The organism is Methylobacterium isbiliense (assembly GCF_022179325.1).
Lineage (GTDB): Bacteria > Pseudomonadota > Alphaproteobacteria > Rhizobiales > Beijerinckiaceae > Methylobacterium > Methylobacterium isbiliense.
Window position 1 is genome coordinate 15103 of record NZ_BPQQ01000019.1, and the last position, 26685, is coordinate 41787.

The window sequence follows — 26685 nt, forward strand, 5'->3', positions numbered from 1 at the left end:
CTACACAAAAGGCCCGACCATGACCGAACTCGCCGGCAAGCGTGCCCTCGTGACGGGCGCTTCCCGCGGCATCGGCGCCGCCATCGCGCTGGCGCTCGCGGAGAAGGGCGCGGACGTCGCCATCACGTACGAGCGGTCCGCCGACCGCGCGGCCGAGGTCGTCCGTGCCATCGAGGCGAAGGGCCGCCGCGCCGTCGCCATCCAGGCCGACAGCGCCGACGCCGCCGCCGTGACGCGCTCGGTCGCCACGGCGGCCGAGCAACTCGGCGGCCTCGACATCCTGGTGAACAATGCCGGCATCGCCCGCGGCGGCCCGGTGGCCGAGATGAGCCTCGCCGACATCGACGCCATCCTCGACGTGAACGTCCGCTCGGTCGTGCTGGCCTCGCAGGCCGCCATCCCCCATCTCGGGCAGGGCGGCCGGATCATCTCCATCGGTTCGTGCCTCGGCGAGCGCGTCCCGTTCCCGGGCGTGACCGTCTATTCCATGTCGAAATCCGCCCTGCTCTCCTTCACGCGGGGGCTGGCGCGCGAAGTCGGGCCCCGCGGCATCACTGTGAACCTCGTGCAGCCGGGATCGACCGATACCGACATGAACCCGGCCGATGGCGCGCAGGCGGACATGCAGCGGGCCATGACCGCCCTCGGCCATTACGGAAAGCCCGAGGACATCGCGGCCGCGGTGGCCTTCCTCGCCGGCCCCGCCGCGCGCCAGATCACCGGCACCGCCCTCACGGTCGACGGTGGCGCGAACGCCTGACGCCTCGGCCGGGCGCGCCTACAGGAAGCGCCCGGGCTCGAAGGGATCCAGCGGGATCTCGGGCGTCGCGCCGCTGACGAGCTGCGCGACGAGGCGCCCGGTGCGCGCCGAGCCGACGAGGCCGACATGGCCGTGCCCGAAGGCGTAGATCACGTCGGAGGTCCGGCGCGCCGGCCCGATGCAGGGGCGCCCGTCCGGCATGCTCGGACGATGCCCGAGCCACACCCGCTGGCTGTTTGCCCCGACGGTCCCGGCCAGCCTGGGAAACATCGCGATCAGATGGTCGCGCAGGATCTCCGCGCGCTTCCAGTTGGGGGCCGCCGCCAGACCGGCGAACTCGACCTGACCGGCCGCCCGCACGCCTCCGTTCATGACGTTGACGATCATCTTCGCGTCCGACGCCATCATCGGCGTGCGGGGACCGAGCGCGGCGTCGGTGAGCATGACATGGTAGCCGCGCTCGCTTTCGAGGGGGAGCGGGTCGCCGAGCGACGCGGTCAGCGCCCTGGAGCGGGCACCGGCCGCGACCACGGCGCCGTCGCAGGCGATCTCCCCCTGGTCCGTCGTGACGGCGGCGAGGCGTGTCCCGTCGAGACGGAACCCCGTCGCGCGGGTCGTGACGAAGGTCGCCCCCCGCTCGCGCGCCAGCCTGGACAGGGCGGCGACGTAGGTTCCGGGATCGCGGCAATGCCCGGCCTCCTCGACCACGACGCCGAAGGTGTAGCGCGGGTGCAGGTCGGGCTCGCGCTGCCGCAGCTCGTCGGCCGACAGTTCGAGCCACGCGACGCCGACCGCGCGGCGGATGGCCCACGCGCGGGCCTCGCCGTCGAAGGCGGCGCGATCGGGATAGACGTGCAGGACGCCGCGGCGCTCGATCAGCTCCGGCACGCCGGCCTCGGCGGCAAGCCCGGCATGGAGCCGCGGCGCGTCGACGAGCAGCGTCCGCATGGCTCGCGCCGTCCGCTCGATCCGGGCCGTGGTCCGGGCCGCCAGGAGGAAGCGGATCAGCCAGGGCAGAACGCGCGGCAGGTAGGCCCAGCGGATCGCGAGCGGGCCGAGGGGATCGAGGAGGAAGGACGGGACCTTCCGCCACATGCCGGGCTCGGCCGGCGGGATGACGGAATGCGAGGAGAGCCAGCCCGCGTTGCCGTAGCTCGACGCCTGCTCGCCGCCCGGCTGGCCTGGATCGACCACGGTCACGCGGTGTCCTGCGCGCAGGCACTCGATGGCGCTCACCGTTCCGACCGCGCCGGAGCCGATGACGACGACGTGGCGACCTGTGCGTGCGGGCATCCGCTGCCTTCCTGGAGAACGGCCGACCGGGGGTTCGGCCCGATCGGCCCGGCGCCCATAGCACGGCGCGGCCCTGCCGCCGCCCGGGCAAGTGGTCCAGCCCGGCACGGGAATTTGAACGCCGGGGGAATCGAACATCCCGTAGGCTCGCCGCGTGCTGCCGCGGAGGCTGGTCGGGTCGGTGCGACGCGTGATGAAGTTCCTCCACACGATGGGCTCCATCGGCCTGATGGGCGCGATGGCGTCCCTGGTCGTTCTGCTGAGCGTGACGCCCCCGCCCTCGGCCCTGGCCGGCTATGCCCTGATGCGCGGGGCCATGGCCGCGGTGGCCACCTGGGTGTTCCTTCCTTCGCTCGCGCTGACGCTGGTTTCCGGTCTGCTGGCGATCGCGCTGAACCGCGGCTTCCACAGCGCAGGATGGGCCTGGGTGAAGCTCGCCTCCGGCATCCTGCTGTTTGAGTACGGCTTCGTGGGGGTTCAGGGACCGATGCAGCGGGAGGCCGATCGCAGCGCGGCCGCGCTGGCAGGCCAGGTCGACCCGGCGACGCTGGCCGGATCCCTCGGGGCCGAGCGGGGGACGCTGTGGGTGCTGCTCGCGGTCGCGACGGCCAACGTCATGCTCGGCATCTGGCGGCCGCGGCTCTCCCGGGTCCGTGGCGACTCTCGCCCGCGGAACTCGAATCCGGCCGGAACCGGCGCAGCCGACCGTCCGCAAGCAGCAAAGCTCAACACAACCGCTCCGCATACTTTAACATAGATTGCACGATCACGGACTTGATCATCGCAGAATTGCAGTATATGAATTTCGCTGTACAGAAGCGCGTGATCCTGTCAGGCGAACTATGAAATTTCCACGGTTGCCAGCACGGTTCCGTCCTTCGAGCGAACGATGAGCCACCAGTGGCCGCTGAACTGAGCCAGCTCGCCGTTCTGCCGCATCTCCTCGATAGCCTCTTCGGCGTGCTGCAGGGCCATGCGCAAATCGTCCGCCTCGACACCGTCATCATCGCGGATGGTGGTGAGCCCATCGGTCAAGTCGAAATAGAAGCGCTGGGGCACGCGACCTCCTGGAGAGGCTGGCCGCACGTCATCTGTGCGAAACGGCCTGCGTCGTTCGCGGTGAGCGCCCGGACGCCGGGCCAGCGCGCCGAACCTAGCAAGCAATCCGCGATCCGGTGCGGATCTTTCGGCTTAGCGACGCATCGTGATCGGGCTCGGCGCATCGGCCGATTGGATTCCATGAACACGTCTGCTTGCGGATGAAGTACATGCCGATGATGAGTATAGATTTCATGCAGAAATGCGCCGATGCATCAGGTGATAAAGCTGATGTCGTGCGGCAACATGTAAAGAGAACGGTTCGCAGGATTCTTCAGCTACAGGATGGTGCTGACGATAATTCAGCATGATGCCACATCTTGGTGTGGATTGGATCTTGCGGATTGATCTATTAAGATCAGCGTATGTCGCCGTGTCGGCAGCGTGCCGCTTCGGGCAAAGGCCGCGGTCTCGAAGTCTGATCCGAGAGTCTGCGCATCACGGGCGTGATCTGATAGACCTGCCCAGGCCTGCCTGCGCGTCGGCGAGGCCGGCGGGAGTAGGCGTCCTCCCCCCTCGGTCGTGTTGGCGAACGCGCCGCCGTGACGGCCGAACCGGCATCGTTCAGGAATTTGCCCCTACCCTGTGGGGTGATGCCTCGGCCCCGGGCGCGCGGGTTCTGGGATCGTGCGACGATGATCGGAAGGTGGGAGTCCGGGACGCGGCGAGATCGATCAATGCTGCCTCCCTGGCTGATCGCGCTTGGCGACTGTGCGATCCGATCGTTCCCGATTAACGACAACATCCGGACCTCAATGATGCAATCGTGACCGCACGAGCCACTTCTCCGGTCGGGCGACAGGATTTGGCCCAGGTGCGCCGGCTGGATCGCATGATTTCGCGGGAGGCCGGAAATACCGGCAAGGGACATGGCGGAAAGCCGGCAATCCACATGGCGCCGAGAGAGCTTTCTTTCCAGCTTTCGGTGTTGCAGTCTTACGTTGCCTGCTTGGTGACGAAATACGATGAGCCGGAAAACTCTCGATCTCACGCTCGCCTATCTGCGTTCGCTCGATCGTACAGCGAGCGCGCACGACGTGGCTGCATTGCTGCGCACGGTCCTTGATCGCTACGGCGTCGAGCACATGCTGGCCGGCACCATCCCGGATCCCGGCACACCGCCCGGGCGGCAGTACGGGCATGCGCTCCTCGACGGCATGCCGACCGAGTGGATCCGCCGCTACGCCATGCGCGGCTACCTCTTCCGGGACGCCACGGTGCGGCACATGGCGTTCTCGCAGGAGCCGTTCGCCTGGACCGACATCGCCGCGCGGTACAAGGACGATCCGATCTCGGTGCGCGTCATGCACGAGGCCGGCGAGTTCGGGATCCGGGCCGGCGTCACCATCCCGCTGATGACCCTCGATGCGAAGCTGGCCGGAGCGAGCTTCTCCGGCCGGCACATGGAGGTGCCGCCCGAAGACGTCGGCACCCTGCAGCTCATCGCGACCTACGCCTTCGCGCAGCTTCTCCTGCTGCAGGGGACGGCCGCGAAGGCCCCGATCCGGCTCACCTCGCGCGAGCGCGAGGTGCTGCAATGGGCCGCGGACGGGAAGACGGCCTGGGAGATCGGCGAGATCCTCGGCATCTCGCAGAAGGGCGTCGAGCATCATCTCGGAACCTCGCGCCGCAAGCTCGGCGCTCTCAACGGCGTGCAGGCGGTCGCCACGGCCCTGCGGATGGGCCTCATTGCCTAGGAAAATCCCTAGTACCTGCGCGCCACACGATATGGATCATGCTCCCACACCGGAGCTACCAAATGATCCACGTCGTCGATGCAGCCAACATCAGCCAGTACCGCCACGAAATGGAGGAAGTATGGCGTCTGCGGCATAAGGTGTTCGTAGAGGAGAAGGGTTGGACGGATCTGGCGAAGCCGGACGGTCGTGAGATCGACCAGTTCGACACGCCGGAGGCGGTTCATCTCTTGGTGATGGAAGGCGGCAAGGTCATCGGGTACAGCCGTCTTCTTCCCACGACGCGGCCACACCTGCTGTCCGAGGTGTTTCCGCACCTGTGCGAGGGCGACCTGCCGCGGGGCCCCAGGATCTGGGAATGGACCCGCCAGGCCGTCGCGCCCGCCCATCGTGCGCGCGGCACCTCCCGGCTCGTCACGGTGCGGCTGATGGCCGGCATTGTGGAGTGGGGCATGGCCCACGGCGTCACGAGCCTCGTGACGATGATGCCGCTCATGTACCTGCTGCCCTTCCTCGACACGCATTTCCGCGCCATCCCGCTCGGGCTTCCGACCGTGATCGATGGGGAGCGCACCATCGCGGTGCGGGCCGAATTCGACACGCGCACGCTCAAGCGCCTGCGGGCGATGCGCGGAGACGCCACCCCGGTGCTGGCCACCCCAATGGTTTCGGAGCACGCCGCATGACCCATCTTGCCAATCCACCCCCCTCCATCGACACCGTCGCGGATGTTCTTCCGTCGATCGTCAGGGGCATGGCGGAGATCTCCCGCAGTCTCGATGTCCTGGTGGAAATCACCCTCCAGGCGACGAACCTGCCGGAGGAAACCGCCGAAGCCCTCATCGATCTCGGCGACAGCCTCAGCAAGCAGGGCGATCGGCTCATGGCCGCCGCCATCGAGCGCCGCAGCACCGGGCCCGGGTCCATCCTCCTGCTGAAGGGGCCGGGCCATGCCGTGAAGGAGCGGCGGAGCCGGCCTTGACCGGCCTCGGCGCGCATCCCAACGGAGCCGAGGCCGGTCCTGTCGGGACAAGGGCGCGACCGCACTGACCGGGAGCAGCATCCGTTCCACCGCGCACGGATGCTGCTCCAACCGCATGGACGGCCAGGCCCGTCGGGGCCCGGCGCTCCAGCGGCCGGTCTCGCGCCCGCCTGAACTGGTGCGAAGGCCGGCTCACGCGTCGCGGTGAAGTCCGTGCCGGCGGACCGATACGACGATCGGATAGCGTGTCTGTTTTGCTTGATGGCATTTCTCATCCTGCTGATTTTGATCTTTTTGCCGTCAATACACATCAAGCCGAGAAATTCAACAAGACGAATGCACTCGGAGGTCTCATGTACCAGCGCTATTATTTCGATCTGACCGATGGGCTGACCACCATTCGCGACGATCGAGGTGTCGAGGTGTACGGTCTCAACATGGCCGTGCTGTACGCCAGGGAGGCCGTCGAGGAGATGCGGCAGAGCGGCGAACTGGTCCAGTTTGGCGATGACTGGCAGTTCCTCGTGCGCACCGGGGACGGCACGGTGCTGGCGACCGTCGACGTCTCCGGCGCGACCAGACTCAACTGACGCGATCCTCGTCCGAAGCGAGTGCGCCTCGCGCGACGCTCGGTCGTGGCGGGCGGCGCGGGCGCTCCTCGGGTCCGCGCGCTCCCATCGGCCGGTCCGCCGTCCACGGCGAGGCGCGCGCGCCGCTCCAGATGCGCAACAGGCGGCCACACCCTCGCATGTCGGTTGCGGCCGCCGCGCTCACCAACTAGCAGTCGCTGATCCCGCCCGGCGGGAGGTCGAACCGGATGCGGAGAAATCGGAAACGATGCATTTCGTTCGTTTCCGTTTCCACGCCAGCTGACCGGCGTCAGAGTGCCCCCGGCGCTTCGCGTTCCGCGCGGCGCCCCCACCGCGGTGGGCCTCGGTTGGAAAAGGAGCAAGGGCCATGAGCTGGCACAGTGCGGAGGATCCGGTCCCGGGCGATCGCTTCTCCTGCGATGCGATCCGGACCCTCATCGTCCCGCGGTCGCGCGACCTGGGCTCGTTCGCCGTGCGGCGGGCGCTGCCCTCCGCCGAGTGCCGGATGGTCGGCCCCTTCATCTTCTTCGACCAGATGGGTCCGTCCGAGTTCCTGCTGGGCCAGGGCATGGACGTGCGGCCCCATCCGCATATCGGCCTGTCGACGGTCACCTACCTGTTCGAGGGCGAGATCATGCACCGCGACAGCCTGGGGACGGAGCTGCCGATCCGCCCGGGCGAACTCAACTGGATGACCGCCGGGCGCGGCATCACCCACTCCGAGCGCACCGGGAGCGCTCTGCGGCAGACCGGCTCGCGCCTGTTCGGCATCCAGAGCTGGGTCGCCCTCAGCGCCCGGGACGAGGAGACCGCGCCCGCCTTCGAACACTACGACGCCGCCGCGCTGCCGGTGCTGACCGGGGAGGGCAAGACCGTGCGCCTCATCGCCGGGGAGGCCTTCGGCGCGCGTTCGCCGGTGCGGACGTCGAGCCCGATGGTCTATGCCGACGTGGCGCTGCAGGCCGGTGCGGTCCTGCCCCTCGATCCGACCTACGACGAGCGCGCCCTCTATACGGTCGCGGGGTCGATCGAGATCGCGGGAGACGGCTTCGGACCGGGCCAGCTCCTGGTCTTCCGGCCCGGCGACCGCATCAGCGTGCGCGCCCTGCAGGATGCCCGCTTCATGGTGCTCGGCGGCGAGCCGATGGACGGCCCGCGCCATCTGTGGTGGAACTTCGTCTCCTCCCGGCCCGAACGCATCGCGCAGGCGAAGGAGGATTGGCGTCAGGGCCGCTTCGACAGCGTGCCGGGCGAGTCCGAGTTCATCCCGCTGCCCGACGCCCCGCCGCCGGTGCGCTATCCCTGACCGGGCGCACGCCCCTCGTCCGGGCGAGGCCGCGCCGCCGGGCCGCACCGCCCTTGCGCGCCGGCTCGGCCCGCGCCCCCCAATCAAGGTGAGATCGCGCCATGGCAGCCGAAGCGTCCGCAGCGGCGGGTGAACTCGTCCAAGTCGTCTCCCTGCTCGCCGCGGGCGTCGTCGCGGTCCCGCTGTTCAAGCGGCTCGGGCTCGGCTCGGTGCTCGGCTACCTCGTGGCGGGGCTGATCATCGGGCCCTTCGGGCTGGGCCTGTTCACGGATGCCCACGCGATCCTGCACGTCGCCGAACTCGGCGTCGTGATGTTCCTCTTCATCATCGGCCTGGAGATGGAGCCGTCCCGGCTCTGGGGCATGCGGCGCGAGATCTTCGGGCTCGGTCTCGTACAGGTCGGGGCCTGCATCGGCGCGCTCACGCTCGTCGGCATCGCGCTGGGCTTTTCCGTCACGGTCGCCTTCGTGGCCGGCACCGGCTTCGTCCTGACCTCGACGGCGATCGTCATGCAGCTCCTGGAGGAGCGCGGCTCGCTCTCGACCCCGAAGGGCCAGCGCATCGTGGCGATCCTGCTGCTGGAGGATCTCGCGATCGTGCCCCTCCTGGCCATCGTCGCGCTCCTGGCACCCGGCGGTGCCGAGGCGGGCGGCACCGAGCGGGCCGCCGCCATCGCGCTCGCGCTCGGCTCGGTCGCGGCCCTGATCGCCGCCGGCCGCTGGCTGCTCAATCCCCTGTTTCGCCTGCTCGCGGCCGCGAAGGCGCGGGAGGTGATGACCGCGGCGGCGCTGCTCGTGGTGCTCGGCTCGGCGCTCGCCATGCAGTTCGGCGGCCTGTCCATGGCGATGGGGGCCTTCGTGGCGGGCGTGCTGCTCTCGGAATCGAGCTTCCGCCACCAGCTGGAGGCCGACATCGAGCCCTTCCGCGGCATCCTGCTCGGCCTGTTCTTCCTCGGGGTCGGGATGTCCCTCGATCTCGCGGTGATCGGCGCGAACTGGCGCCTGATCCTGGCGAGCGTCGCCGCCTACATGGCCGTCAAGAGCGCGATCATCTACGGGGTGGCGCGGGTGTTGCGCGCCTCGAATGCCGAGGCCGTGGAGCGGTCCGCCCTGATGGCCCAGGGCGGCGAGTTCGCCTTCGTGCTCTACGCCGCCGCGGCGAGCGCCGGGATCATTGACGGCACCACCAACGCGGTGCTCACCGCGACCGTCATCCTGTCGATGCTCGCGACACCCCTGATGGTGATCGCCGTCGACCGGCTCGGACCCAAGCCGTCAGTCTCGACGGAGGGGCTCGCGGTTCCGGAGAACCTCGTCGGCAGCGCGCTCATCATCGGCTTCGGCCGCTTCGGGCAGATCGTCAGCCAGCCGCTGATCTCGCGCGGCTGCTCCGTCTCGATCATCGACACCGACCCTGCCAACATCCGCCTCGCGGAGGGATTCGGTTTCAAGGTCTATTATGGGGACGGCACCCGGCTGGACATCCTGCAGGCGGCCGGGGCCGGGACCGCGCGGGCGATCCTGATCTGCGTCGACGACCGTGAGACGGCCAAGCGCATCGCCGAGATCGCCAAGGCGGAGTTCCCGCTCGTGCCGGTCCTGGCCCGGGCGCGGGATCGGGAGCATGCGGTCGACCTCATCCATGCGGGCGTCGCGTTCCAGATCCGCGAGACGCTCGAATCCGCGCTCGTCTTCGGCGAGCGGGCGCTCGTGACGATCGGCGACGATCCGACGGCGGCGAGCGAGGTCATGGCCGACGTGCGCCGCCGCGACGCCGAGCGCCTCGACCTGCAGGTCGTCGGCGGCGTCTATGCCGGCCGCGAGCTGATCCACGGCAACGCGGCGGCTGCGGTGCCCGAGGCCGGCTGAGCGCGAGGGCCGGACCCGCCGGGGGAGGCAGGGGAGGGGGCGCCTTCAGCGGGTGAGGCCGGGAAAGAGCACGCGCAGGCTCGTCGCCATCATCTCGACCGCCACCGCCGCCAGGATCATGCCCATCAGCCGGCGGGTGATCGCGGTCGCGGTCTGGGACAGATGGCTGCCGATGAACGGCGCGGCCAGGAGGGCGCCGGTCAGGAGCACCAGGAACGCGCTCACCCCGGCCGCCAGTTCGACGGCCTTGCCCGCATGCCGCGCCGTCTCGCCGAAGATGATCAGCGTCGCGATGGTGCCGGGACCCACCAGCAGCGGCACCGTGAGGGGATAGATGGCCACGTCGGCCGGATCGAGATCCCGCGCCGTCTCCGACGGCGTGGCCGCGTGGGCGTGACTGGCCGAGCCCTGGACCATCGAGAGGGCGATCAGCAGGACCAGGAGACCTCCGGCCAAGCGGAAATCGTCCACCGAGAGGCCGAACGCGTCGAGGATCGGTCGTCCGGCCAGGATGGAGAGGGTGCAGCCGATCGCCGTTCCGGCCGCCGCGATCAGCGCCACGCGGCGCTGCACCGCGACCGAGGCCCCTTCGGTCAGCGAGAGGAAGACCGGAAGATTCGCGATCGGGTTCATGATCGCGAAGAGGGCGGCGAACACCTTGGTGGCGAAGGCGAGATCGAGTGACATCCTGCGCGTAACCCTCGCCGGCGACGGGCGCATCGCTGCGCGGCCTGCGCAAGCGGCCCCTGCCAGACAGCCCGGGATTGATGGTGTTTTCTGGGCGCGGGCATCGGCTCAAGGGGATGAACCCGGCGCCGGCACGGCGCGATGGGAGCCGGCCGCCAGCCGCGGCCGCTCGTGGAGCGGCGACCGCTCATGGAGCGGCGACCGCTCATGGAGCGGCGGAATGCTGCGCTGCACCCGATCGCGTCAGAATACTCCTGTCCTGTTCGATCAAGCGGTCAGTCCAGCATCAAATATTGTGACCGATGTGACCGTTGGTGGGCTCGGCTCTTCGAATTTCGGTGTCAAAGGGACCTCGGCTTCGCCGTGCGCTGCTCACCTCAACAGAACACCATCGCGATGGGAGGCAGACCGATGAAGCGCCTGATCCTCGGAATGGCGGCGATGACCGCCCTGATCCTGACCAGCGTGGCGGCGGACGCCCGCGGCTTCCGCGGCGGCGGGGGCGGCTTCCGCGCCGGCGGTGGTGGGTTCCACGGCGGAGGATTCCGGGGCGGCGGGTTCCGCGGTGGAGGTTATCGCGGCGTCGCCGGCGGCTATCGGGGTGGCTTCCGGGGCGGATACGGCCGGTACGGGTACGGCCGCTACGGCTATGGCCGTTACGGGTACGGCTACCGTCCCGGCTACGGGCTCGCCGCGGCCGGTGTCGGCGCCGCGGCCGCCGCGGCGGCGGCCGGCTACTACGGCTCGACCTACGCCGGTTGCGGCCCCTACGCCTATTACGATTCGTATTCCGGCGTGTGCCGCGCCTATTAGGCGATGCTGCGGCGCGACGGCGGCGCCGCGCCGCGCCTGACCAAGCGTGGCGGGTGAGCCGCATCGACGGCCCGACACGCCATCCGCAGTCTCGTCGGCTCGGACGGAGGATCCGCGGTGACCGCGCGCAGACACCCTCGGAGCCTCGGCGCAGCGGCGCGACCCGCCGCGGCCCCGACGGCCGAACCCCACGTCGGGTCCGCCCGATCGCGCAAGGATCAAGCGGAAAAGGATCGACCGGCCCAGGATCGACCGGCTCAGGATCGACCGGCCCCACATCGAGCGGCAGAAGGGGAAGCCATGAAGGACGCCGTGTCGGACACCGAACTGAGCCTGATGGACGCCTATTGGCGCGCCGCCAACTACCTGTCGGTCGGCCAGATCTACCTGTACGACAATCCCTTGCTGAAGGAGCGCCTGAGCAAGGAGCACATCAAGCCGCGCCTGCTCGGCCACTGGGGCACCACGCCGGGCCTGAACTTCATCTACGTGCATCTGAACCGGCTGATCCGGAAGCACGACCTCAGCATGATCTACATCACCGGACCCGGTCACGGCGGGCCCGGCCTGATCGCCAACGCCTATCTCGAAGGCACCTACAGCGAGGTCTACCCGAACATCTCCCGGGACGAAGCGGGCATGAAGCGCCTGTTCAAGCAGTTCTCCTTCCCGGGCGGCGTGCCGAGCCACGTCGCCCCGGAGACGCCGGGCTCGATGCACGAGGGCGGCGAGTTGGGCTACGCGCTCTCCCACGCCTACGGGGCGGCCTTCGACAATCCCGACCAGATCGTCGCCTGCGTGGTCGGCGACGGGGAGGCCGAGACCGGGCCGCTGGCGACGAGCTGGCACTCGAACAAGTTCCTCAATCCGGTGACCGACGGGACGGTGCTGCCGATCCTGCACCTCAACGGCTACAAGATCGCCAATCCGACGGTGCTGGCGCGGATCAGCCACGAGGAGCTCGACTGCCTCTTCCGCGGCTACGGCTACACGCCGCACTTCGTGGAGGGCGACGATCCCGCGACGATGCATCGGCTGATGGCCGCCACCCTCGACACCGTGCTCGCCGACATCCAGCGCATCCGGGCGGACGCGCGCCGGAACGGGGTCACGGAGCGTCCGCGCTGGCCGATGATCGTCCTGCGGACCCCGAAGGGCTGGACCTGCCCCAAGGAGGTCGACGGCAAGCGCACCGAGGATTACTGGCGCTCGCACCAAGTGCCGATGGGCGAGATGCACGACAACGCGGGCCACGTGCGCATCCTCGAGGAGTGGATGCAATCCTATCGGCCGGCCGCGCTGTTCGACGAGACCGGCCGGCTGCGGTCCGAACTCGCCGCGATCGCCCCGCAGGGCGAGCGCCGCATGAGCGCCAACCCGCACACCAACGGCGGCTCCGTGCTGCGCGACCTGCGGCTGCCGGATTTCCGCGACTACGCGGTCGAGGTGCCGGCGCCGGGGGCCGTCATGGCCGAGTCCACCCGCCAAATGGGCCGCTTCCTGCGCGACGTCATGGCGCTCAACGCCGAGGCGCGGAACTTCCGGCTGTTCAGCCCCGACGAGAACAACTCCAACCGCTGGCAGGACGCGCTGGAGGTCACCAACCGCGCCTGGGTCGCCGAGCGGCTGCCCTGGGACGATCACCTCGCCCCCGACGGCCGCGTGATGGAGATGCTGAGCGAGCACCAGTGCCAGGGCTGGCTGGAGGGCTACCTGCTCACCGGCCGCCACGGCTTCTTCTCCTGCTACGAGGCGTTCATCCACATCATCGACTCGATGTTCAACCAGCACGCCAAGTGGCTGAAGGTCTGCAATCACATCCCCTGGCGGCAGCCGATCGCGTCGCTCAACTACCTGCTGTCGAGCCACGTCTGGCGCCAGGACCACAACGGGTTCAGCCATCAGGATCCGGGCTTCATCGACCACGTGGTGAACAAGAAGGCGGAGATCGTCCGGGTCTACCTGCCGCCGGACGCCAACTGCCTCCTGTCCGTGACCGATCATTGCCTGCGCAGCCGCAACTACGTGAACGTGGTGGTCGCCGGCAAGCAGCCGGCCCCGCAATGGCTGACCATGGATCAGGCGGTGAAGCACTGCACGGCGGGGCTCGGCATCTGGGACTGGGCGAGCAACGACCGCGGCGGCGAGCCCGACGTCGTGATGGCCTGCTGCGGCGACGTGCCGACGCTCGAAACCCTCGCGGCCGTCGACCTGCTGCGCAGGCACGCGCCGGACGTCAAGGTGCGCGTCATCAACGTCGTCAACCTGATGAAGCTTCAGCCCGACACGGAGCATCCGCACGGGCTGCCGGACCGCGACTTCGACGCCCTGTTCACCACCGACAAGCCGGTGATCTTCGCCTTCCACGGCTATCCCTGGCTCATCCATCGGCTGACCTACCGGCGCCACGGCCACGCCAACTTCCACGTGCGCGGCTACAAGGAAGAGGGCACGACCAGCACGCCGTTCGACATGTGCGTGATGAACGAACTCGACCGCTTCCACCTCGTCAGCGACGTGATCGACCGCGTGCCGGGCCTCGCGACGCGGGCCGCCTACGCCAAGCAGGCGATCCGGGACAAGCTGATCGACCACAAGGAGTACATCTGCCGCCACGGCGACGACATGCCCGAGGTGGCGGGCTGGATGTGGGGCCGGAATGCGGCCGCCCGCGCCGGCACCTCGACGGAGGGCGACAACCTCTGAGCAGAGCCGCGTCGGCCTGCCGACGCAGATCTGCTTGGGTTTTCGAGAGCGCGCAGGTTCGTGTCGCCAAATCCGCCTGGGCCGCATTCGCCGGGTCGGCGGCAGGCATGACGCGCGATCGCAGGTCGCCGGACGGCGTGCCTCGGGGACCGCCGCCCGGGCGCCTGCCTGCAGGAGGGGCGCGCCCCGGCGCGTCGGCGGCCATGACACGGATTCTGCGCGCGGCGATCTTCGACGTGGACGGCGTGCTGGTGGATTCGCCCCACGAGCGGGCCTGGCGCGAGGCACTCGCCGGCTTTGCCGACCCGGCCGGGTTCACCACGGCCTTCTACCAGAGCCACGTCGCGGGCAAGCGGCGCCTGGAAGGGGCGCGGGCCGTGCTGGAGCGCCTCGGCGGCGCGGGGGCGGCCGCCCGGGCCGCCGCCTACGCGGAGCGCAAGCAGGCCCTGATCGACCGGCTGATCGCCGAGGGCAGCTTCGTGGCGTTTCCGGATGCGATCCGCCTCGCGGTCGCGCTGAAGGTGGCGGGTCTGCGCATGGCGCTCGCCTCCTCGTCGAAGAACGCGGACGCAATGCTGGCCCGCGTGGGCCTGCCGGACGGGTGCACGCTGCTGTCGCTGTTCGATGCCGACCTGAGCGGCCGCGACGTGCCCCGCGGCAAGCCCGATCCGGCCCTGTTCCTGCTCGCCGCCGAGGCGGTGGGCGTGCCGCCGGCGCAGTGCGTCGTCGTCGAGGACGCGCCGGCCGGGATCGCGGCCGCGCGGGCGGGCGGGATGGCCTCCCTCGGGATCGCCCGCCTCGGCGACGAGGCGCTGCTGCGGGAGGCGGGCGCCGACCTCGTCGTCAAGTCTCTCGACGAGGTCGACGTGGCCGCTCTCGCCGGCGGCGTGCTGCGCGCGCGGGCCGTCACGGAGACCGCCCATGCCTGAGGTGCTGCGCCCGACGCCCGATTCCGGCTGGACCCTCGCCCATGACGGCTACAGCGTGACGACGGAGAGCGCCGTCGAATCCCGCTTCGCCTTCGGCAACGGGTTCCTCGGCATGCGGGCCGCCCGCTCGGTGAGCCGGGGGCCGACCTGGGCCAGCTGGCTCGGCTACATCCGCTGGGCCTCGTGGCCGCGCTGCTACGTCGCCGGCCTGTTCGACATGCCCAACACCGAGCCGGCGGTGCCCGCGCTGGTGCCGGTCGCCGACTGGTCGCGGGTGCGCATCGTCCTCGACGGCGCGACGCTGGCGGCCCGCGAGGGCGCGATGCTGCACGGAACGCGCACGCTCGACCTGCGGCGCGGCGTGCTCCTCGCCGACTGGGCGCACCGGACCCCTGCGGGCGTGACCTTCAGGGGCCGGGAACTCCGCCTCCTGTCGCTGGCGGACCGGGCCGTCGGATTGCAGATCCTGCGCATCGCGCTCGATCGCGACGAGGTCGAGGTGAAGCTGGAGGCGAGCTTCGGCCTCGCCGGCCTCGGCATGGAGCCGATGCGGCTGGAGCGCGACCTCGCCGCGTGGCGCACCGAGGGCACCGCCAAGGCCGTCGCCATGGCGGGTGCCGCGAGGCTGGCGCACGGCGGGGCAGCCTCCGAGCCCGAGCGGCCGTTCCCGCTGCGCTGGGTCTGGCGCTGGCGCTCGGTCGCCGGGCAGGCGGCGGTCTTCGCCCGCTTGGTCGCGGTGGCGCGGGCCGACCGGCCGGACGAGGACCCCGCGCCCCCCGCCGCGGCGGCGCTGGCGCGCAGCACCGCGCTGGGCTGGCGCGCCGTGCTGGCGGCGCACGAGGCCGCGTGGGGGGAGCGCTGGACGATGAGCGACGTGCTCATCGAGGGCGACGACGCGCTGCAGCGGGCCTTGCGCTTCGCCGTCTACCACCTGACGAGCGCCGCCAACCCCGAGGACGAGCGCGTCTCGATCGGCGCGCGCGGGCTCACGGGCGACGCCTATTTCGGCCACGTCTTCTGGGACACCGAGATCTACCTCCTGCCCTTCTACACCGCGATCTGGCCGGAGGCGGCCCGCGCGCTGCTGATGTACCGCTTCCACACGCTGCCCGGCGCGCGCGAGAAGGCCGTGCGCCTGGGCTATCGCGGCGCGCTCTATCCGTGGGAATCGGCCGATACGGGTGCCGAGACCACGCCCGACTCGGTGCTGGGACCGAATGGGACGCCGGTCGAGATCCTGACCGGGAAGATGGAGCACCACATCAGCGCCGACGTCGCCTACGCGGTCTGGCACTACTGGCGCGCCACCGGCGACGACGACTTCCTGCTGCAGGCCGGCGCCGAGATCCTGCTGGAGACGGCCCGGTTCTGGGTCTCCCGCGCCGTGCCCGAGGCCGACGGCCGCCGGCACATCCGGCACGTGATCGGACCGGACGAGTATCACGAGGACGTCGACGACAACGCCTTCACCAACGTGATGGCCCGCTGGACCATCGCCCGGGGCCTGGAGGTCGTGGCCCTGCTGCAGGCGCGCTGGCCCGAGCGGGCGGCCGCCCTCCGGGCCGCCCTCGCGCTCGGCGACGACGAACTCGCGCAGTGGCGCGATGCGACCGCGCGGATCGTCGACGGGCTCGATCCCGAGACGGGGCTGTACGAGCAGTTCGCGGGCTTCCACGGCCTCGACCTGCTCGACGTGGCGGATTACGCCGACCACGCGCTTCCCATCGACGTCATCATCGGCCGCGAGCGCACGCAGGGCTCGCAGGTGGTCAAGCAGGCCGACGTGGTGGCGCTGATCGCGCTCCTGCCGCAGGAATTTCCCGGCGCGTCGGCCGAGACGAACTTCCGCCACTACGAGCCGCGCTGCGCCCACGGCAGTTCGCTCAGCGCTTCCATGCACGCGCTCGTCGCAGCCCGCCTGGGGCAGACCGAGACGGCCCTGCGCTACATGCACGAGACTGCCTCCCTCGACCTCGACCCGGACCCGAACAGTGCGGGGGGCGTGCGCATCGCCGGGCTCGGCGGATTGTGGCAGGCCGTGGTGCGCGGCTTCGGCGGCCTGACCCTGTCCGGCGAGCGGCTGGAGATCGACCCGCGCTTGCCGCCGCAATGGCGGTTGCTGTCGTTCCGGACGCGCTGGCGGGATCGCATGGTGGCGTTCCGCATCACGCAGGACGGCGTGGACGCGCGGCTCCTGGCCGGCGAGCGCATGGAGATCGGCATCGCCGGCACCAGTGTGGCGCTGGAGGTGGGCATGGCGCAGCGGGTGAGCCATTAGCCCGAAGCGGCGGCCCCCGATTCGTCGCGGGAGAGGCCGCGAATCGCGGAGGCTCGGCGCGGGTTCCGGTTGCCGACCCCTTGCGGCGAGCCCGGCGATCCGGCTGCCCGCGCAAGGCACCGGGCGTGGTCCGTCCCATGCGAAGAGCGCTCGGACCCTGCCCCGGATTGGGTGGCGCACCGGTCGATCTGCAAGCTCTGCGCATGCAGCAACCCGTGGTTGAATGATCGCCACAGCGAGGTACCCGATCTCGCGGTTCGCGGGGCCCCGTTAAGGTGCAGAATATCAGGACATTTCGCTGAGTATCTGTTTGGCGATGATCTTGGCTCGTGTGCATCACTGTGCGTGACTCAGATCAACTCATGCAAGATCGAGAAACAAGCAAGTAGGGGCGAAATCTAATGAGCCAAAAATCTCACCACAAGTGAAATGGAATGTGAGGATTTTGTTCTTGATGCTGCCCTGTGCGGTATCCGAGACGCCGGTGATACGCTTCGGATTCGATGCAAAACGACGTCAAGACGTCGACCCAAGCGAGAAAGTGCTCGGTGCAGTTGGGTCATTTGAAGTCAAGCATTCACGTCTAAATTTTAACGTCATATACTACGGGTGGGTATTAATGAGTTTGCGTGCAAGCCAATTCAGAGATAAAAATTGCCAAGACGATTGATCAAAGTTATTCAGAGCGCGGCGAAATCATGATCTAGGCTGTGCAGTTTCGGCGGAAGCACTGGAGGCGGTGCTGTGCACTCTTGTGTCATGCCAAACCAGGGCTCGCCGGCCGACGCTGCGGCAGGTCGGGCTGGTTCGAGTCCGATCGAGCCCTCGCTTCCGATCGATTTCGTCCACATCCACGCCGTTCAGGCGATCTGCGAGATCCTGAGCGAACTGGATGTCGATCCGGACGACATTCTCGAACAGGCGGGTGTCCGCACGCAGATCGTCGGCCTCACCGACGTCGTGTCGTACGCCTCGCTGGGGCGGCTGACGGCCCTGGCGGCCAGCCAGTCCCGGTGCGCCCATTTCGGCCTCCTCGTCGGTCAACGGACGACCCTGGCCTCGCTGGGCCTGCTCGGGGCGCTGATGCGCCACTCGCCGACGATCGGCGACGCCCTGCAGGCCCTGGCGCGGCACCATGGCGCCCTGAACCGCGGCGCCGTGATCGGCTTGGCGACCGCCGGCCTCGACGCATACGTGAGCTATGCGCCCTACGAGCCGGAGGCGGAGGGGATCGCGCTGCATTGCGAGCGGGCCCTCGCGGCGCTGACCGGCGTGCTGCGATCCCTCTGCGGCCCGGACTGGTCTCCCCACGAGGTGCTGATGCCGCGCCTGGAGCCGCCCGACACCGCGCCCTACCGGGAGTTCTTCCGGTCGCCCGTCCGGTTCGATCAGGAGAATGCCGCGCTGGTCTTTCCGGCCCGGCTCCTCAGGCGCTCCATCGCCGGCGCGAACCCGCTCGCGCGGCAGGCTCTGGAGCGGCGCATTCAACGGCACGAGGCGGCCCTTCCGGCCGACATGACGGACGTGATCCGGCAGCGCCTGCGCGTGGCTGCGAGCCGGACGCGGATCGACAAGCGGCAGGTGGCCCAGATGCTGGCGATCCACCGGCGCACCTTGAGCCGCCGGCTGAAGGCCGAAGGCACCAGCTTCCGGCTGGTCGCCGACGAGACCCGGTTCGGCATCGCCAAGCAGCTGCTGAGCGACACCACGATGAGCTTGGCGCAGATCTCGGCCGCGCTGGAATTCTCGGAGCCGGCCGCGTTCACGCGCGCCTTCCGACGCTGGAGCGGCACGACCCCGAGCGCGTGGCGCAACGAGCGCCGGCCGCCATGACGGGCCGCCCCCCTCGCGGCGACCAGAAAATCGGTTCGGAACCGATTGGTCGCCGTCAGCCGGAGCAGCGCTGGTAGCCGACGCCCGTCGTGTCCTGCTCGCTGTAATAGCGCCTCAGGACACCGTTCGAAGCCGTCAGGAGGGCTCTGACCTCATTGGCGGCCACTTTGTTCGCACAGTCGAGGACGAGAAGGTTGCGGTCGCCGGTCGGCCGGACGGATTTGATCTGGCAGGTGGCCATCGGGGTTCTCAGGCGGCGTCCGGAGATGATGAAGGCCGGCGCGAAGACATCGATCGGCGTCTTGAAGGCGGTTCCCTTGCCGCCCGAGGCATAGACCTCGCCGCAATCGCGCCCCTCCAGCACCCACGCGCCCTGATAGGCCGACAGGCCGGCCTCCGCCGCGAGCGCGGGCGGCATCCTGACCGGCGCAGCCAGGGCCAGGCCGAGCCCCACGGCTATCACGACCTGCGTCTTCCCCATCGCCACCTCCTTCAGGCAGGACCTGTATCGACGAAATCCGGTTCTCATCAGCCGCGGCGACCCAATCACGCCAGATTCGACACGCTCGGACGATGGCATCGCGTGATGTCGCGCGAGAGTGCCGGTCCCCGATAGGGTCCAAAAGTGGTCATGCGGCAGCGGTGAACGCTCCGAGAACCGGATCGTCGCTCACGGCGCAGTCGCATTCCAGGGCAATCCTGAGGAAGTCGGTTCGATCATCAGGACTATCCAGCCTTGCCGAGGAACCGACGAGACCAGAGCGCTTCTGATCGACGCCGTCACGGAGAAGGCGGACGCTGCCGTCGCGGCGACCGCTCCGTCGGAGGACGCGCCGAGGCCGGTCACGACGTCAGCGCCCTGACGTCCTCGGTGGTGAGGCCCTTGCCGCCGATGCCCCAGGCGCCGCTGCGGAACTCCTGGACCCGCACCCAGGTCACGCCGCGCATGGCCTCGCCCTCGATCTCCACCATGGCGTCGGTGACCTTCTCGATCATTCCCTTCTTCTGCGCTTCCGTGAACACGCCTTCGATCAGCTGAATGTCGACGAGCGGCATGGTGCATCTCCTCTGTCTTCGTCCCGCACCGGTGCGGCGCGGTCGGGTATGATCTACCCGGATGCGGCGCGCGAGGCTGGGAGGAGCCCTGGAGGGGGCCGGGAGAGTTCGTGGAGATGTGGTAGAGTGCCCGGGCCGCGCATGCGCTCGTCCATGGAGGACCGGCGATGCCCTACTGGTTCGACGGGTTCGAACTCGACGCCGACCGGGTCGAGCTGCGCCGCCACGGACTGATTGTTCCGGTCGAGCCGCAGGTCTTCGCGCTGCTCCTCCTCCTGGTGGAGCACCGCGCCCGCATGGTGTCCAAGGAGGAGATCATCGGGGCGGTGTGGGGCGGACGGATCGTCTCGGATTCCGCCCTGTCGAGCCGCATCAAGTCGGCGCGACGCGCACTCGGCGACGACGGGCAGGGGCAGCGGTTCATCCGCACCCTGCACGGTCAGGGCTTCCGCTTCGTCGCGGAGGTGACGACGACCGGCCCCGGCGCGGCGACGCCGGCTGGCCCGACCGCGAACGGGGCGCTCGCGCCCTCCGCTCGCGCCCGGCCGTCGATCGCGATCCTGCCCTTCCGGCTGGTCGCCGCTTCGGAGTTTCATCCGGCGCTCGGCGAGGCGCTCGCGCACGACCTCATCGTCGCGCTCTCCCGCCTGCGATGGCTGTTCGTCATCGCGCGCGGCTCCTCGTTCCGCTTCCGGTCGGGACATCAGGATGCCTGCCGGGCCGGGCGGCTGCTCGACGCGAGCTACTGCCTGTGCGGGATCGTCGAGACGGCGGCCGACCGGGTGCTGATCACGGCCGAACTGATCGATACGCGCTCCGAGGCGGTGGTGTGGGCGGACCGCTGCGACGGTCCGATCGATGCCGTTCATGCGTTGCGGGCGCGGATCGCCGCGAGCGTCATCGCCGCACTGGAGATCCAGATCCCGCTGCACGAGGCGGCGCTCGCGAGCCTGGCGGAGCCGAGCTGTCTGACCGCGTGGTCCGCCTACCACCTGGGATTGCGGCACCTGCACCGCTTCACCCGGGACGACAATGAAGCCGCGGCGGCCCTGTTCGCGCGCGCGCTCGCCCTCGATCCCCATTTCGTCCGCGCCCATGCCGGGCTGTCCTCGACCCACTTCCAGAGCGCCTTCCTGCGCTATTCCGCGGATGCGCCGGGCGAGGCCAGGGCGGCACGCGCCTGCGCCGAGCGCAGCCTGGACCTCGATCCGCTCGACCCGGTCGCGAACTTCACCATGGGCCGAGCACTCTGGCTGACTGGAGAGGTCGACCGCAGCACGCCCTGGCTGGAGCGGGCGACGGCGCTGAGCCCGAGCTTCGCCCAGGGCTACTACGCGCGGGCCTGGGCCGATGCGGTCGCCGAACGCGATCGACACAGCATCGAGAACGTCGACATGGCGATGTCGCTCAGCCCGCTCGATCCCCTCTTCTACGCCATGCTGGCGACGCGCGCGCTGACGGACCTGATCCAGGGCAGCACCGGGACGGCGGCCGCCTGGGCCGATCGGGCGGCCCGATCACCCGGTGCGCACGTGATGATCTCGCTCATCGCCGTCATCGCCCATACGCTGGACGGGAACCGCGACCGGGCGGCGCTCTGGACCGCCGACCTGCGCCGGCGCGGCGGCACCTCCCAGGCGCATTTCTTCGCCTCGTTCCCGTTCCGGGACGGCCCGCTGCGCCGCCGGATGGCGAAGGCCATGGACGAGAACGGGATCTCCTGAACCCGCCCGGCCTCCTGATCCGACCTCCTGATCCGACCTCTTGGCCCGACCTCTTGGCCCGACCTCTTGGCCCGGCCCCTGCATCGTGCGATAGCGCACGCCGATCGGAAGTACCCGCACCCACATACCAATCCGGGATCAAGTTGAATCCCAGGCATCATTCCCATGAGCAACCAAACTCCGCGCACGAGAAGCTGGATCGCCAAAGAGGTCGATCTGAGCGCCTACGGCAGCATTCCGTTCGTCATGGTGAGTGCAGAGGTCGAGGTCGGACCCGACAACGCGGAACCGTATCTCTGCCAGATCTGCACGACCGATTTCGGCCCGCAGACCCTCGTCCTGACCCTGCGAGGAGCGGCGCATCATCTCGACGGTCAAGCGCCGGCGATCAGGCACGTGCACTTCAAGAAGATCGAAAAGTACGCGAAGTACGACAAAGTCATGATCGTGTGGAACGGCGAACCTCTGCAGACACTGCCGGTCGCCCGCGCGGCCTGAGGGCCTTCCTGACCGGCCTCCAGCCGGGGGCGCGGCCGTCACCGCCGACGCCTCTTCCGGGATGAAACCTGCGCAGCGCCCCGGCCTCGTCGCAGCGGACCGGTGCTCGCGTCGCCGACCGGCCGCTATGGGCCGCAGCCGATGCAGATGTCCCGCACGACCTTCTGGCCCTTCAGCCCCGAGAGCCGCTGGTTGGGGAGGGTCTGGGTCTCCGGCGGCCTGCGGACGACCGGGGCGGGAAGGCTGCCGGTCGTCTCGGCCTTCGGCGGCACGAAGGCGGTGCCGTCCGGTCGCGGCGGCACGTAGGCGAAGTAGATGTCCGGTGCTTGGATGTCCGGTGCTTGGGCGGGAGGCACGGTCGTGCCGGCGCCTTGCGCCATCGACCCGTTCGGGACGGTGAGGATGACCCCGAGCGCCAGGGATGCGGCGAGGATCCGCATGGCCTACCTCGCGACGGCCGGCGCGTTGCTCGGCTTCTGCCGGTCGTGCACGAGCGGTTCCGTGGGCTCGGGCCGGCCGGTGTGATCCAGCGTCCGCCGTCCGGGTCCGGCCTTCTCCGGGCCCTTGCTCTCGTCGGCGCGGGTCGCGGACGGGTTCGCCCCCTCGGGAAGCCCGCGCGGCTCCTCGGCCGCCAGAACGAAGCCCGCCATGACCGGGGCCGCGAGCAGGGCCAGGGCCACCATCGCCGTCGTGATCCGCGCCGTCGTGATCCGCATGGAGCCTCCTGCATGAGCCGCATCGGGGCAACGAGCGGGGCTCGATCAGGTTCGCACACCGGGCGATCGGCGCAAGCGGCGCTCAAGGCGCGGCAGACGTCGCAAAAGTGGCAGTCGGGTCTGCGACAACGATCGGCGACACGACAGCAACTGGAGCCGACGAGGCGTCGGCTCGCCAACGCAACTCTGCTCAGGGCTGCGCCGCCGTGAAGACGCGCTCGATCGCCACCGCCCCGGCGCGCATCACCCGGAAGGTCGCCGTGTAGGTGCCGGCCGCCCAGCCCTCGGGCGGGCGCCTGCGGCCCGCGAACAGCAGGGACTCGGCCCGGGGCCGCACGAGCGGCGGGGCGTGGTTCTCGGCGAACACCCGCCCGTCCGGCCCCGTCACGGTCAGCCGCTGCACGTCGCCGGTGTCGAGGCCGATCGCGTGCACGAACGCGACCATCGCCTGCGCGCCCCGATCCGGCGGGCGCGTCGCCTCGGCCTCGACGGCCTCCTGCGTGACCGGCCCGTCCGCGAAGCCTGCCGAGAGCACGGCTCCGGCCCGGTAGGCCAGGGCGGCGCGGACCGGCTCCTCCCACAGGCTGTCCGCCGCGTCCCGCTCGGGCCGGCAGCCCTCCGTCAGGGCGGGCGCGAAGGGATCGACCACCGTGCCGTTCCGGCGCAGCGTGAGATGCAGGTGCGGAAACTCGGTCGCGCCCGAGAGGCCCACCTGTCCGATCGGCTGGCCGGCCGTCACCGTCTCGCCGGGCCGCACCCGCACGCTGCCCTTCGCGAGATGGCAGTACTGCGTCTCGTACCCGTCCAGGTGGGTGACCACGATGCCGTTGCCGCATTCGCGGCCCGCCACCGCGGCGCGTCCCGCCTCGCGCACCGAAACGTCCGGTGCGTCGTTGCGGGTGCGCAGCACGCGGCCGTTCGCGGCGGCGAGCACCGTTCCGGGCTCACGCGCCGCAAGGGCGCGCGTGAGCAGCCGGAAGTCGGTCCCGTCGTGACCGTCGTAGGTCCGCGCGCCGCAGGCGTGATCGCGCACACCCGCCGAGGCGTCGCGGTCGACGTAATGCTGCACGAAGCAGGTCCGGCCCGGCTCGCAGGCGAGCGGCAGGCGCAGCCGGAGGGGTTCGGCGTGTACAAAGGCCGGACAGACGAGAGCGGTCAGGAGGAGCGCGAGGCGAAGGCGGGTCATCCGTCGCTGGTCCGGGTTGGGGCGCTGGACCGCCCGGTGCTACGCGCCGCGAGGATCCCGCCCTCCGCGGGGCGGCTCGCGGCCTCAGCCGCGCGACCTGCGCCGCGTCGCCAGCTGCCGGGTCTCCCGCACGGCTTCGCGGTCCTGATCGAGTTGCGTCAGCAACGCCGCCAAGCGGGGATCGAGCTCCTCCTCGAGCACCGGGTCGTAGAGGATCTGCAGCTCCCGCCCCAGCCGCTCGCGCGTCGCCGCATCGAGACACGGCCCGCCGCCGCTGGGGTCAGGATCCGCGAATGCCTTGGGGGCTGGTCCGGCCATGGCCTCTAGATGGCGGACGAGCCGCGGACGGCAAGAGTGGGGGCGGGCATCCTGCGCGCCTGTCACGCCCCGGAGTGCAGCGGCGGGACGCGGCCGCTGCGACCGGGCTGGAGGACGCCTCAGGCGGCCCGGACCGTGCCGAGGAAGCGGGACACCTCGGTGGCGAGCTGATCGGACTGGCGGGAGAGGTCCGAGGCGGCGGCGAGGACCTGGGAGGCGGCCGCGCCCGTCTCCTCGGCGGCACCCGCAACGGTCGCGATGCTGCTCGTCACCTCGCTCGTGCCCTGCGCGGCCTGCGCCACGTTGCGCACGATCTCCTGCGTCGCCGCCCCCTGCTGCTCGACCGCCGCGGCGATCGAGGACGAGACCGCGTTGATCTCGCGAATGCGCTCGGTGATCCCGGCGATCGCCGTGACCGCGCCGCTGGTCGATCCCTGGATGCGGCCGATCTGGCCGCCGATCTCCTCCGTGGCGCGCGCGGTCTGGGCGGCCAGGTTCTTGACCTCGGCGGCGACCACCGCGAAGCCGCGGCCGGCCTCCCCGGCCCGCGCCGCCTCGATCGTGGCGTTGAGCGCCAGCAGGTTGGTCTGCCCGGCGATGGTGGCGATGAGGCCCACCACGTCGCCGATCTTGCCGACGGCCGCGGATAGCTCCTGCACGAGGCGGCCGGTCTGGTCCGCGTCGGAGACGGCAGCCTGGGCCAGCGACGCGGAGCCGGCGACCTGCCGCGCGATCTCCTGCACGGAGGCGCCGAGTTCCTCGGCGGCCGCCGCCACCGTGCCGACGTTCGAGGCGGCCTGTTCGGCCGCCGCGGCCACGCTCGTCGACTGACCCGCCGTCTCGCGCGCCGTGCCGGTCATGCTCTGGGCCGTCGCCTGCAACTCGGTCGCCGCGGACGAGACCATGCCGACGATCCCGCCGACCGCCTGTTCGAAGGCATCGGCCATCTGGCGCATCCCCGCCTTGCGCTGCTCCTCCGCGGCCAGGCGCGCCTCGGCGGTTTCGGCCTCCAGCGCCCGCATGCGGATCAGCCCATCCTTGAAGACCTGCACGGCGCCGGCCATGTCGCCCAGCTCGTCCCGCCGATCGGCCCCCGCGACCGCAACGGCGAGATCGCCGTCCGCCAGCCGGCGCATCGCCGTCGTCATGCCCGTCAGGGGCTTGATGACGCGCCCTCTCACGACCGCGAAGCCGGCGACGGCGAGAGCCGCGGCGAGCGCGAGAAGGGCGAGGCGCGCTTGCAGCACCGTCGCGGCCGCTCGGTACTTCTCTTCCGCCCGCGCATGCGCGAGGGCCATGGCCGCGGTCGGGATCGCGTTCAGCGCGTCGAGCCCCTGGTTGCCGAGCCGGTCGAGGTCGTCGTTGGCCACGGAGGGGGGCCGTTTGGCCGCGACATCCTCGTAGGCCGCCTTGCGCGTCCTCTCGTAGATCTCGAACACGCTGGTGCCGGCCGACCGCGCCAGCGCCGTCAGTTCGGCGGGAACGCCCGGACGCGCCAGCAGCGCGGTGAGCACCGTCCAGTGGGAGAGCGCGCGACCGCGCAGGTCGGCGATGGTGCGGTCGAGGGCCGGCGAGAGCTCGCCCTTGGCGCGCGCCTCGGAGAGGGCCGTGCGCTCCAGCCCGATGCCGTCGCGGGCCAGCCAGGCGGCCTGCCTGATCGCCATGAGCTCGGCCGTCTCGACGTCGACCATGCGGATGGCCTCGCCGAGCGCGGCCGACATCTTTTCCAGGCGGTCGATGACGTCCGTTGCGGCCGCGTTGAACTCCCCGCCCAAACCGGCCCGCCGCTGCTCGGCCGGAACCCTGAGGGCGGCGTCCGCCTCCGTGCGGAGCGCCGTGAACCGATCGACGCTGCCCGGCAGGCCGGCGACGATCTCGGCCTTGCCGCCCGTGCAGTCGATGGTGCCGCACAGGTCGAGGACGCGCACGATCGCCGGATCCGCTTTTTGGCGGGCCGTGGCCATCATGGCGAGAAAGGCCTCGGAGGCGGGCTGCTTGGCGCCGAGCGCCACGCGCGTCGGGCCGCGCTGGACGCGCGTATTCTGGAGAGCCGCGAAGACCTCGCGGCCGGCCTCGGTCACCGCCACGACCCGCTTGCTGTCGCGCAGCCCCTCAATCTCGCCGAACACCGGCATGCCGAGAGCCGTGACGCCGAGCACCGTCATGGCGCCGAAGAGCACCTGAAGGGTGGTACCGATCCGTGGCGAAAAGCGCCGTATCATTGCTCGTCTACCCGTTCAGGGCCCCTTGCAACCGCATGTGGATTGCACAGTGAACGAGAAGACTGAACATTTGCTTGTATTGTTGCGGTTCGAATGGTCGGACAACGCCGCCCTTGCGACGCGCG

Annotated in this window: 24 protein-coding genes and 1 pseudogene; 15 read left to right on the forward strand and 10 right to left on the reverse strand. The window is 70.1% G+C overall.

The annotated features are described in order from the left end of the window. Positions 1-19 precede the first annotated feature (19 nt). Positions 20-760, forward strand: coding sequence for a 3-oxoacyl-ACP reductase family protein (locus MFF61_RS09210; protein WP_238234802.1), 741 nt, complete (start codon positions 20-22; stop codon positions 758-760). 18 nt (positions 761-778) lie between these two features. Here MFF61_RS09210 and MFF61_RS09215 read toward each other — a convergent pair whose 3' ends face one another. Further along, positions 779-2053, reverse strand: coding sequence for an NAD(P)/FAD-dependent oxidoreductase (locus tag MFF61_RS09215; protein ID WP_238234803.1), 1275 nt, complete (start codon positions 2051-2053; stop codon positions 779-781). Between the two features lie 181 nt (positions 2054-2234). On the opposite strand from MFF61_RS09215, the pseudogene MFF61_RS09220 reads away from it, so the two are divergent. After that, positions 2235-2705: pseudogene (locus MFF61_RS09220) on the forward strand (hypothetical protein); the annotation flags it as partial. Between the two features lie 188 nt (positions 2706-2893). Here MFF61_RS09220 and MFF61_RS09225 read toward each other — a convergent pair. Further along, positions 2894-3112: a DUF6894 family protein gene (locus MFF61_RS09225; protein ID WP_238234804.1), complete on the reverse strand. Its 219-nt coding sequence runs from the start codon at positions 3110-3112 to the stop codon at positions 2894-2896. A 1004-nt stretch (positions 3113-4116) separates the two neighbouring features. Between MFF61_RS09225 and MFF61_RS09230 the strand changes: the two genes are divergently transcribed. The 6 genes from MFF61_RS09230 (at position 4117) to MFF61_RS09255 (ending at position 9594) form a co-directional block, all read left to right on the forward strand. Next, positions 4117-4848: a LuxR family transcriptional regulator gene (locus MFF61_RS09230; RefSeq protein WP_238234805.1), complete on the forward strand. Its 732-nt coding sequence runs from the start codon at positions 4117-4119 to the stop codon at positions 4846-4848. Positions 4849-4910: 62 nt separating this feature from the next. Further along, positions 4911-5534, forward strand: coding sequence for an acyl-homoserine-lactone synthase (locus tag MFF61_RS09235; protein ID WP_238234806.1), 624 nt, complete (start codon positions 4911-4913; stop codon positions 5532-5534). Further along, complete coding sequence (locus tag MFF61_RS09240; protein ID WP_238234807.1) at positions 5531-5830, forward strand: hypothetical protein; 300 nt, start codon at positions 5531-5533, stop codon at positions 5828-5830. The genes MFF61_RS09235 and MFF61_RS09240 overlap by 4 nt, the downstream gene beginning before the upstream one ends. Positions 5831-6075: 245 nt before the next feature. After that, positions 6076-6420: a DUF6894 family protein gene (locus MFF61_RS09245; protein WP_238234808.1), complete on the forward strand. Its 345-nt coding sequence runs from the start codon at positions 6076-6078 to the stop codon at positions 6418-6420. Between the two features lie 367 nt (positions 6421-6787). Then, positions 6788-7726 (forward strand): pirin family protein, encoded by a 939-nt coding sequence (locus MFF61_RS09250; RefSeq protein WP_238234809.1) that lies wholly within the window; start codon positions 6788-6790, stop codon positions 7724-7726. 101 nt (positions 7727-7827) lie between these two features. Beyond that, complete coding sequence (locus tag MFF61_RS09255; RefSeq protein ID WP_238234810.1) at positions 7828-9594, forward strand: monovalent cation:proton antiporter-2 (CPA2) family protein; 1767 nt, start codon at positions 7828-7830, stop codon at positions 9592-9594. A gap of 45 nt (positions 9595-9639) precedes the next feature. Here MFF61_RS09255 and MFF61_RS09260 read toward each other — a convergent pair whose 3' ends face one another. Beyond that, the gene (locus tag MFF61_RS09260; RefSeq protein WP_238234811.1) at positions 9640-10281 is read right to left on the reverse strand and encodes a MarC family protein; all 642 of its coding nucleotides are present in this window, start codon (positions 10279-10281) and stop codon (positions 9640-9642) included. A 411-nt stretch (positions 10282-10692) separates the two neighbouring features. On the opposite strand from MFF61_RS09260, the gene MFF61_RS09265 reads away from it, so the two are divergent. From MFF61_RS09265 to MFF61_RS09285, 5 genes are all read left to right on the forward strand, one after another. After that, positions 10693-11094: a hypothetical protein gene (locus tag MFF61_RS09265; protein ID WP_238234812.1), complete on the forward strand. Its 402-nt coding sequence runs from the start codon at positions 10693-10695 to the stop codon at positions 11092-11094. Between the two features lie 300 nt (positions 11095-11394). Then, positions 11395-13800 (forward strand): phosphoketolase family protein, encoded by a 2406-nt coding sequence (locus MFF61_RS09270; RefSeq protein WP_238234813.1) that lies wholly within the window; start codon positions 11395-11397, stop codon positions 13798-13800. 203 nt (positions 13801-14003) lie between these two features. Beyond that, positions 14004-14729, forward strand: a complete 726-nt coding sequence (locus tag MFF61_RS09275; protein ID WP_238234814.1) for an HAD family hydrolase — start codon at positions 14004-14006, stop codon at positions 14727-14729. Next, complete coding sequence (locus MFF61_RS09280; RefSeq protein WP_238234815.1) at positions 14722-17007, forward strand: glycosyl hydrolase family 65 domain-containing protein; 2286 nt, start codon at positions 14722-14724, stop codon at positions 17005-17007. The genes MFF61_RS09275 and MFF61_RS09280 overlap by 8 nt, the downstream gene beginning before the upstream one ends. A gap of 759 nt (positions 17008-17766) precedes the next feature. Then, entirely contained in the window at positions 17767-18840 is a 1074-nt protein-coding gene (locus MFF61_RS09285) for an AraC family transcriptional regulator (protein WP_238234816.1), read from the forward strand. Between the two features lie 55 nt (positions 18841-18895). On the opposite strand, the gene MFF61_RS09290 is transcribed toward MFF61_RS09285, so the two are convergent. Both MFF61_RS09290 and MFF61_RS09295 read right to left on the reverse strand, forming a co-directional pair. Then, positions 18896-19321, reverse strand: coding sequence for a hypothetical protein (locus MFF61_RS09290; RefSeq protein ID WP_238234817.1), 426 nt, complete (start codon positions 19319-19321; stop codon positions 18896-18898). Between the two features lie 362 nt (positions 19322-19683). Beyond that, positions 19684-19896, reverse strand: a complete 213-nt coding sequence (locus MFF61_RS09295) for a tautomerase family protein (RefSeq protein WP_238234818.1) — start codon at positions 19894-19896, stop codon at positions 19684-19686. Between the two features lie 167 nt (positions 19897-20063). Between MFF61_RS09295 and MFF61_RS09300 the strand changes: the two genes are divergently transcribed. Both MFF61_RS09300 and MFF61_RS09305 read left to right on the forward strand, forming a co-directional pair. Then, positions 20064-21620 (forward strand): winged helix-turn-helix domain-containing protein, encoded by a 1557-nt coding sequence (locus tag MFF61_RS09300; protein WP_238234819.1) that lies wholly within the window; start codon positions 20064-20066, stop codon positions 21618-21620. A 165-nt stretch (positions 21621-21785) separates the two neighbouring features. After that, entirely contained in the window at positions 21786-22118 is a 333-nt protein-coding gene (locus tag MFF61_RS09305; protein ID WP_238234820.1) for a hypothetical protein, read from the forward strand. Between the two features lie 125 nt (positions 22119-22243). Here the strand turns inward: MFF61_RS09305 and MFF61_RS09310 are convergent, their stop codons facing one another. The 5 genes from MFF61_RS09310 to MFF61_RS09330 all read right to left on the reverse strand — a co-directional run bounded on the left by MFF61_RS09310 (position 22244) and on the right by MFF61_RS09330 (position 26560). Next, positions 22244-22558 (reverse strand): hypothetical protein, encoded by a 315-nt coding sequence (locus tag MFF61_RS09310; protein WP_238234821.1) that lies wholly within the window; start codon positions 22556-22558, stop codon positions 22244-22246. 3 nt (positions 22559-22561) lie between these two features. After that, positions 22562-22834, reverse strand: coding sequence for a hypothetical protein (locus MFF61_RS09315; protein ID WP_238234822.1), 273 nt, complete (start codon positions 22832-22834; stop codon positions 22562-22564). Positions 22835-23024: 190 nt separating this feature from the next. Continuing rightward, entirely contained in the window at positions 23025-24020 is a 996-nt protein-coding gene (locus MFF61_RS09320) for a M23 family metallopeptidase (protein ID WP_238234823.1), read from the reverse strand. 84 nt (positions 24021-24104) lie between these two features. After that, positions 24105-24338: a hypothetical protein gene (locus MFF61_RS09325; protein WP_238234824.1), complete on the reverse strand. Its 234-nt coding sequence runs from the start codon at positions 24336-24338 to the stop codon at positions 24105-24107. 119 nt (positions 24339-24457) lie between these two features. Continuing rightward, positions 24458-26560: a methyl-accepting chemotaxis protein gene (locus MFF61_RS09330; RefSeq protein WP_238234825.1), complete on the reverse strand. Its 2103-nt coding sequence runs from the start codon at positions 26558-26560 to the stop codon at positions 24458-24460. Positions 26561-26685: the final 125 nt, after the last annotated feature.

Bases quoted from the DNA above. Each gene is read 5' to 3' on its own strand.
- MFF61_RS09210 (WP_238234802.1), top strand. From the start codon at position 20: ATGACCGAACTCGCCGGCAAGCGTGCCCTCGTGACGGGCGCTTCCCGC.
- MFF61_RS09215 (WP_238234803.1), bottom strand. From the start codon at position 2,053: ATGCCCGCACGCACAGGTCGCCACGTCGTCGTCATCGGCTCCGGCGCG.
- MFF61_RS09230 (WP_238234805.1), top strand. From the start codon at position 4,117: ATGAGCCGGAAAACTCTCGATCTCACGCTCGCCTATCTGCGTTCGCTC.
- MFF61_RS09235 (WP_238234806.1), top strand. From the start codon at position 4,911: ATGATCCACGTCGTCGATGCAGCCAACATCAGCCAGTACCGCCACGAA.
- MFF61_RS09240 (WP_238234807.1), top strand. From the start codon at position 5,531: ATGACCCATCTTGCCAATCCACCCCCCTCCATCGACACCGTCGCGGAT.
- MFF61_RS09250 (WP_238234809.1), top strand. From the start codon at position 6,788: ATGAGCTGGCACAGTGCGGAGGATCCGGTCCCGGGCGATCGCTTCTCC.
- MFF61_RS09255 (WP_238234810.1), top strand. From the start codon at position 7,828: ATGGCAGCCGAAGCGTCCGCAGCGGCGGGTGAACTCGTCCAAGTCGTC.
- MFF61_RS09260 (WP_238234811.1), bottom strand. From the start codon at position 10,281: ATGTCACTCGATCTCGCCTTCGCCACCAAGGTGTTCGCCGCCCTCTTC.
- MFF61_RS09265 (WP_238234812.1), top strand. From the start codon at position 10,693: ATGAAGCGCCTGATCCTCGGAATGGCGGCGATGACCGCCCTGATCCTG.
- MFF61_RS09270 (WP_238234813.1), top strand. From the start codon at position 11,395: ATGAAGGACGCCGTGTCGGACACCGAACTGAGCCTGATGGACGCCTAT.
- MFF61_RS09275 (WP_238234814.1), top strand. From the start codon at position 14,004: ATGACACGGATTCTGCGCGCGGCGATCTTCGACGTGGACGGCGTGCTG.
- MFF61_RS09280 (WP_238234815.1), top strand. From the start codon at position 14,722: ATGCCTGAGGTGCTGCGCCCGACGCCCGATTCCGGCTGGACCCTCGCC.
- MFF61_RS09285 (WP_238234816.1), top strand. From the start codon at position 17,767: ATGCCAAACCAGGGCTCGCCGGCCGACGCTGCGGCAGGTCGGGCTGGT.
- MFF61_RS09290 (WP_238234817.1), bottom strand. From the start codon at position 19,321: ATGGGGAAGACGCAGGTCGTGATAGCCGTGGGGCTCGGCCTGGCCCTG.
- MFF61_RS09295 (WP_238234818.1), bottom strand. From the start codon at position 19,896: ATGCCGCTCGTCGACATTCAGCTGATCGAAGGCGTGTTCACGGAAGCG.
- MFF61_RS09300 (WP_238234819.1), top strand. From the start codon at position 20,064: ATGCCCTACTGGTTCGACGGGTTCGAACTCGACGCCGACCGGGTCGAG.
- MFF61_RS09305 (WP_238234820.1), top strand. From the start codon at position 21,786: ATGAGCAACCAAACTCCGCGCACGAGAAGCTGGATCGCCAAAGAGGTC.
- MFF61_RS09310 (WP_238234821.1), bottom strand. From the start codon at position 22,558: ATGCGGATCCTCGCCGCATCCCTGGCGCTCGGGGTCATCCTCACCGTC.
- MFF61_RS09315 (WP_238234822.1), bottom strand. From the start codon at position 22,834: ATGCGGATCACGACGGCGCGGATCACGACGGCGATGGTGGCCCTGGCC.
- MFF61_RS09320 (WP_238234823.1), bottom strand. From the start codon at position 24,020: ATGACCCGCCTTCGCCTCGCGCTCCTCCTGACCGCTCTCGTCTGTCCG.
- MFF61_RS09325 (WP_238234824.1), bottom strand. From the start codon at position 24,338: ATGGCCGGACCAGCCCCCAAGGCATTCGCGGATCCTGACCCCAGCGGC.
- MFF61_RS09330 (WP_238234825.1), bottom strand. From the start codon at position 26,560: ATGATACGGCGCTTTTCGCCACGGATCGGTACCACCCTTCAGGTGCTC.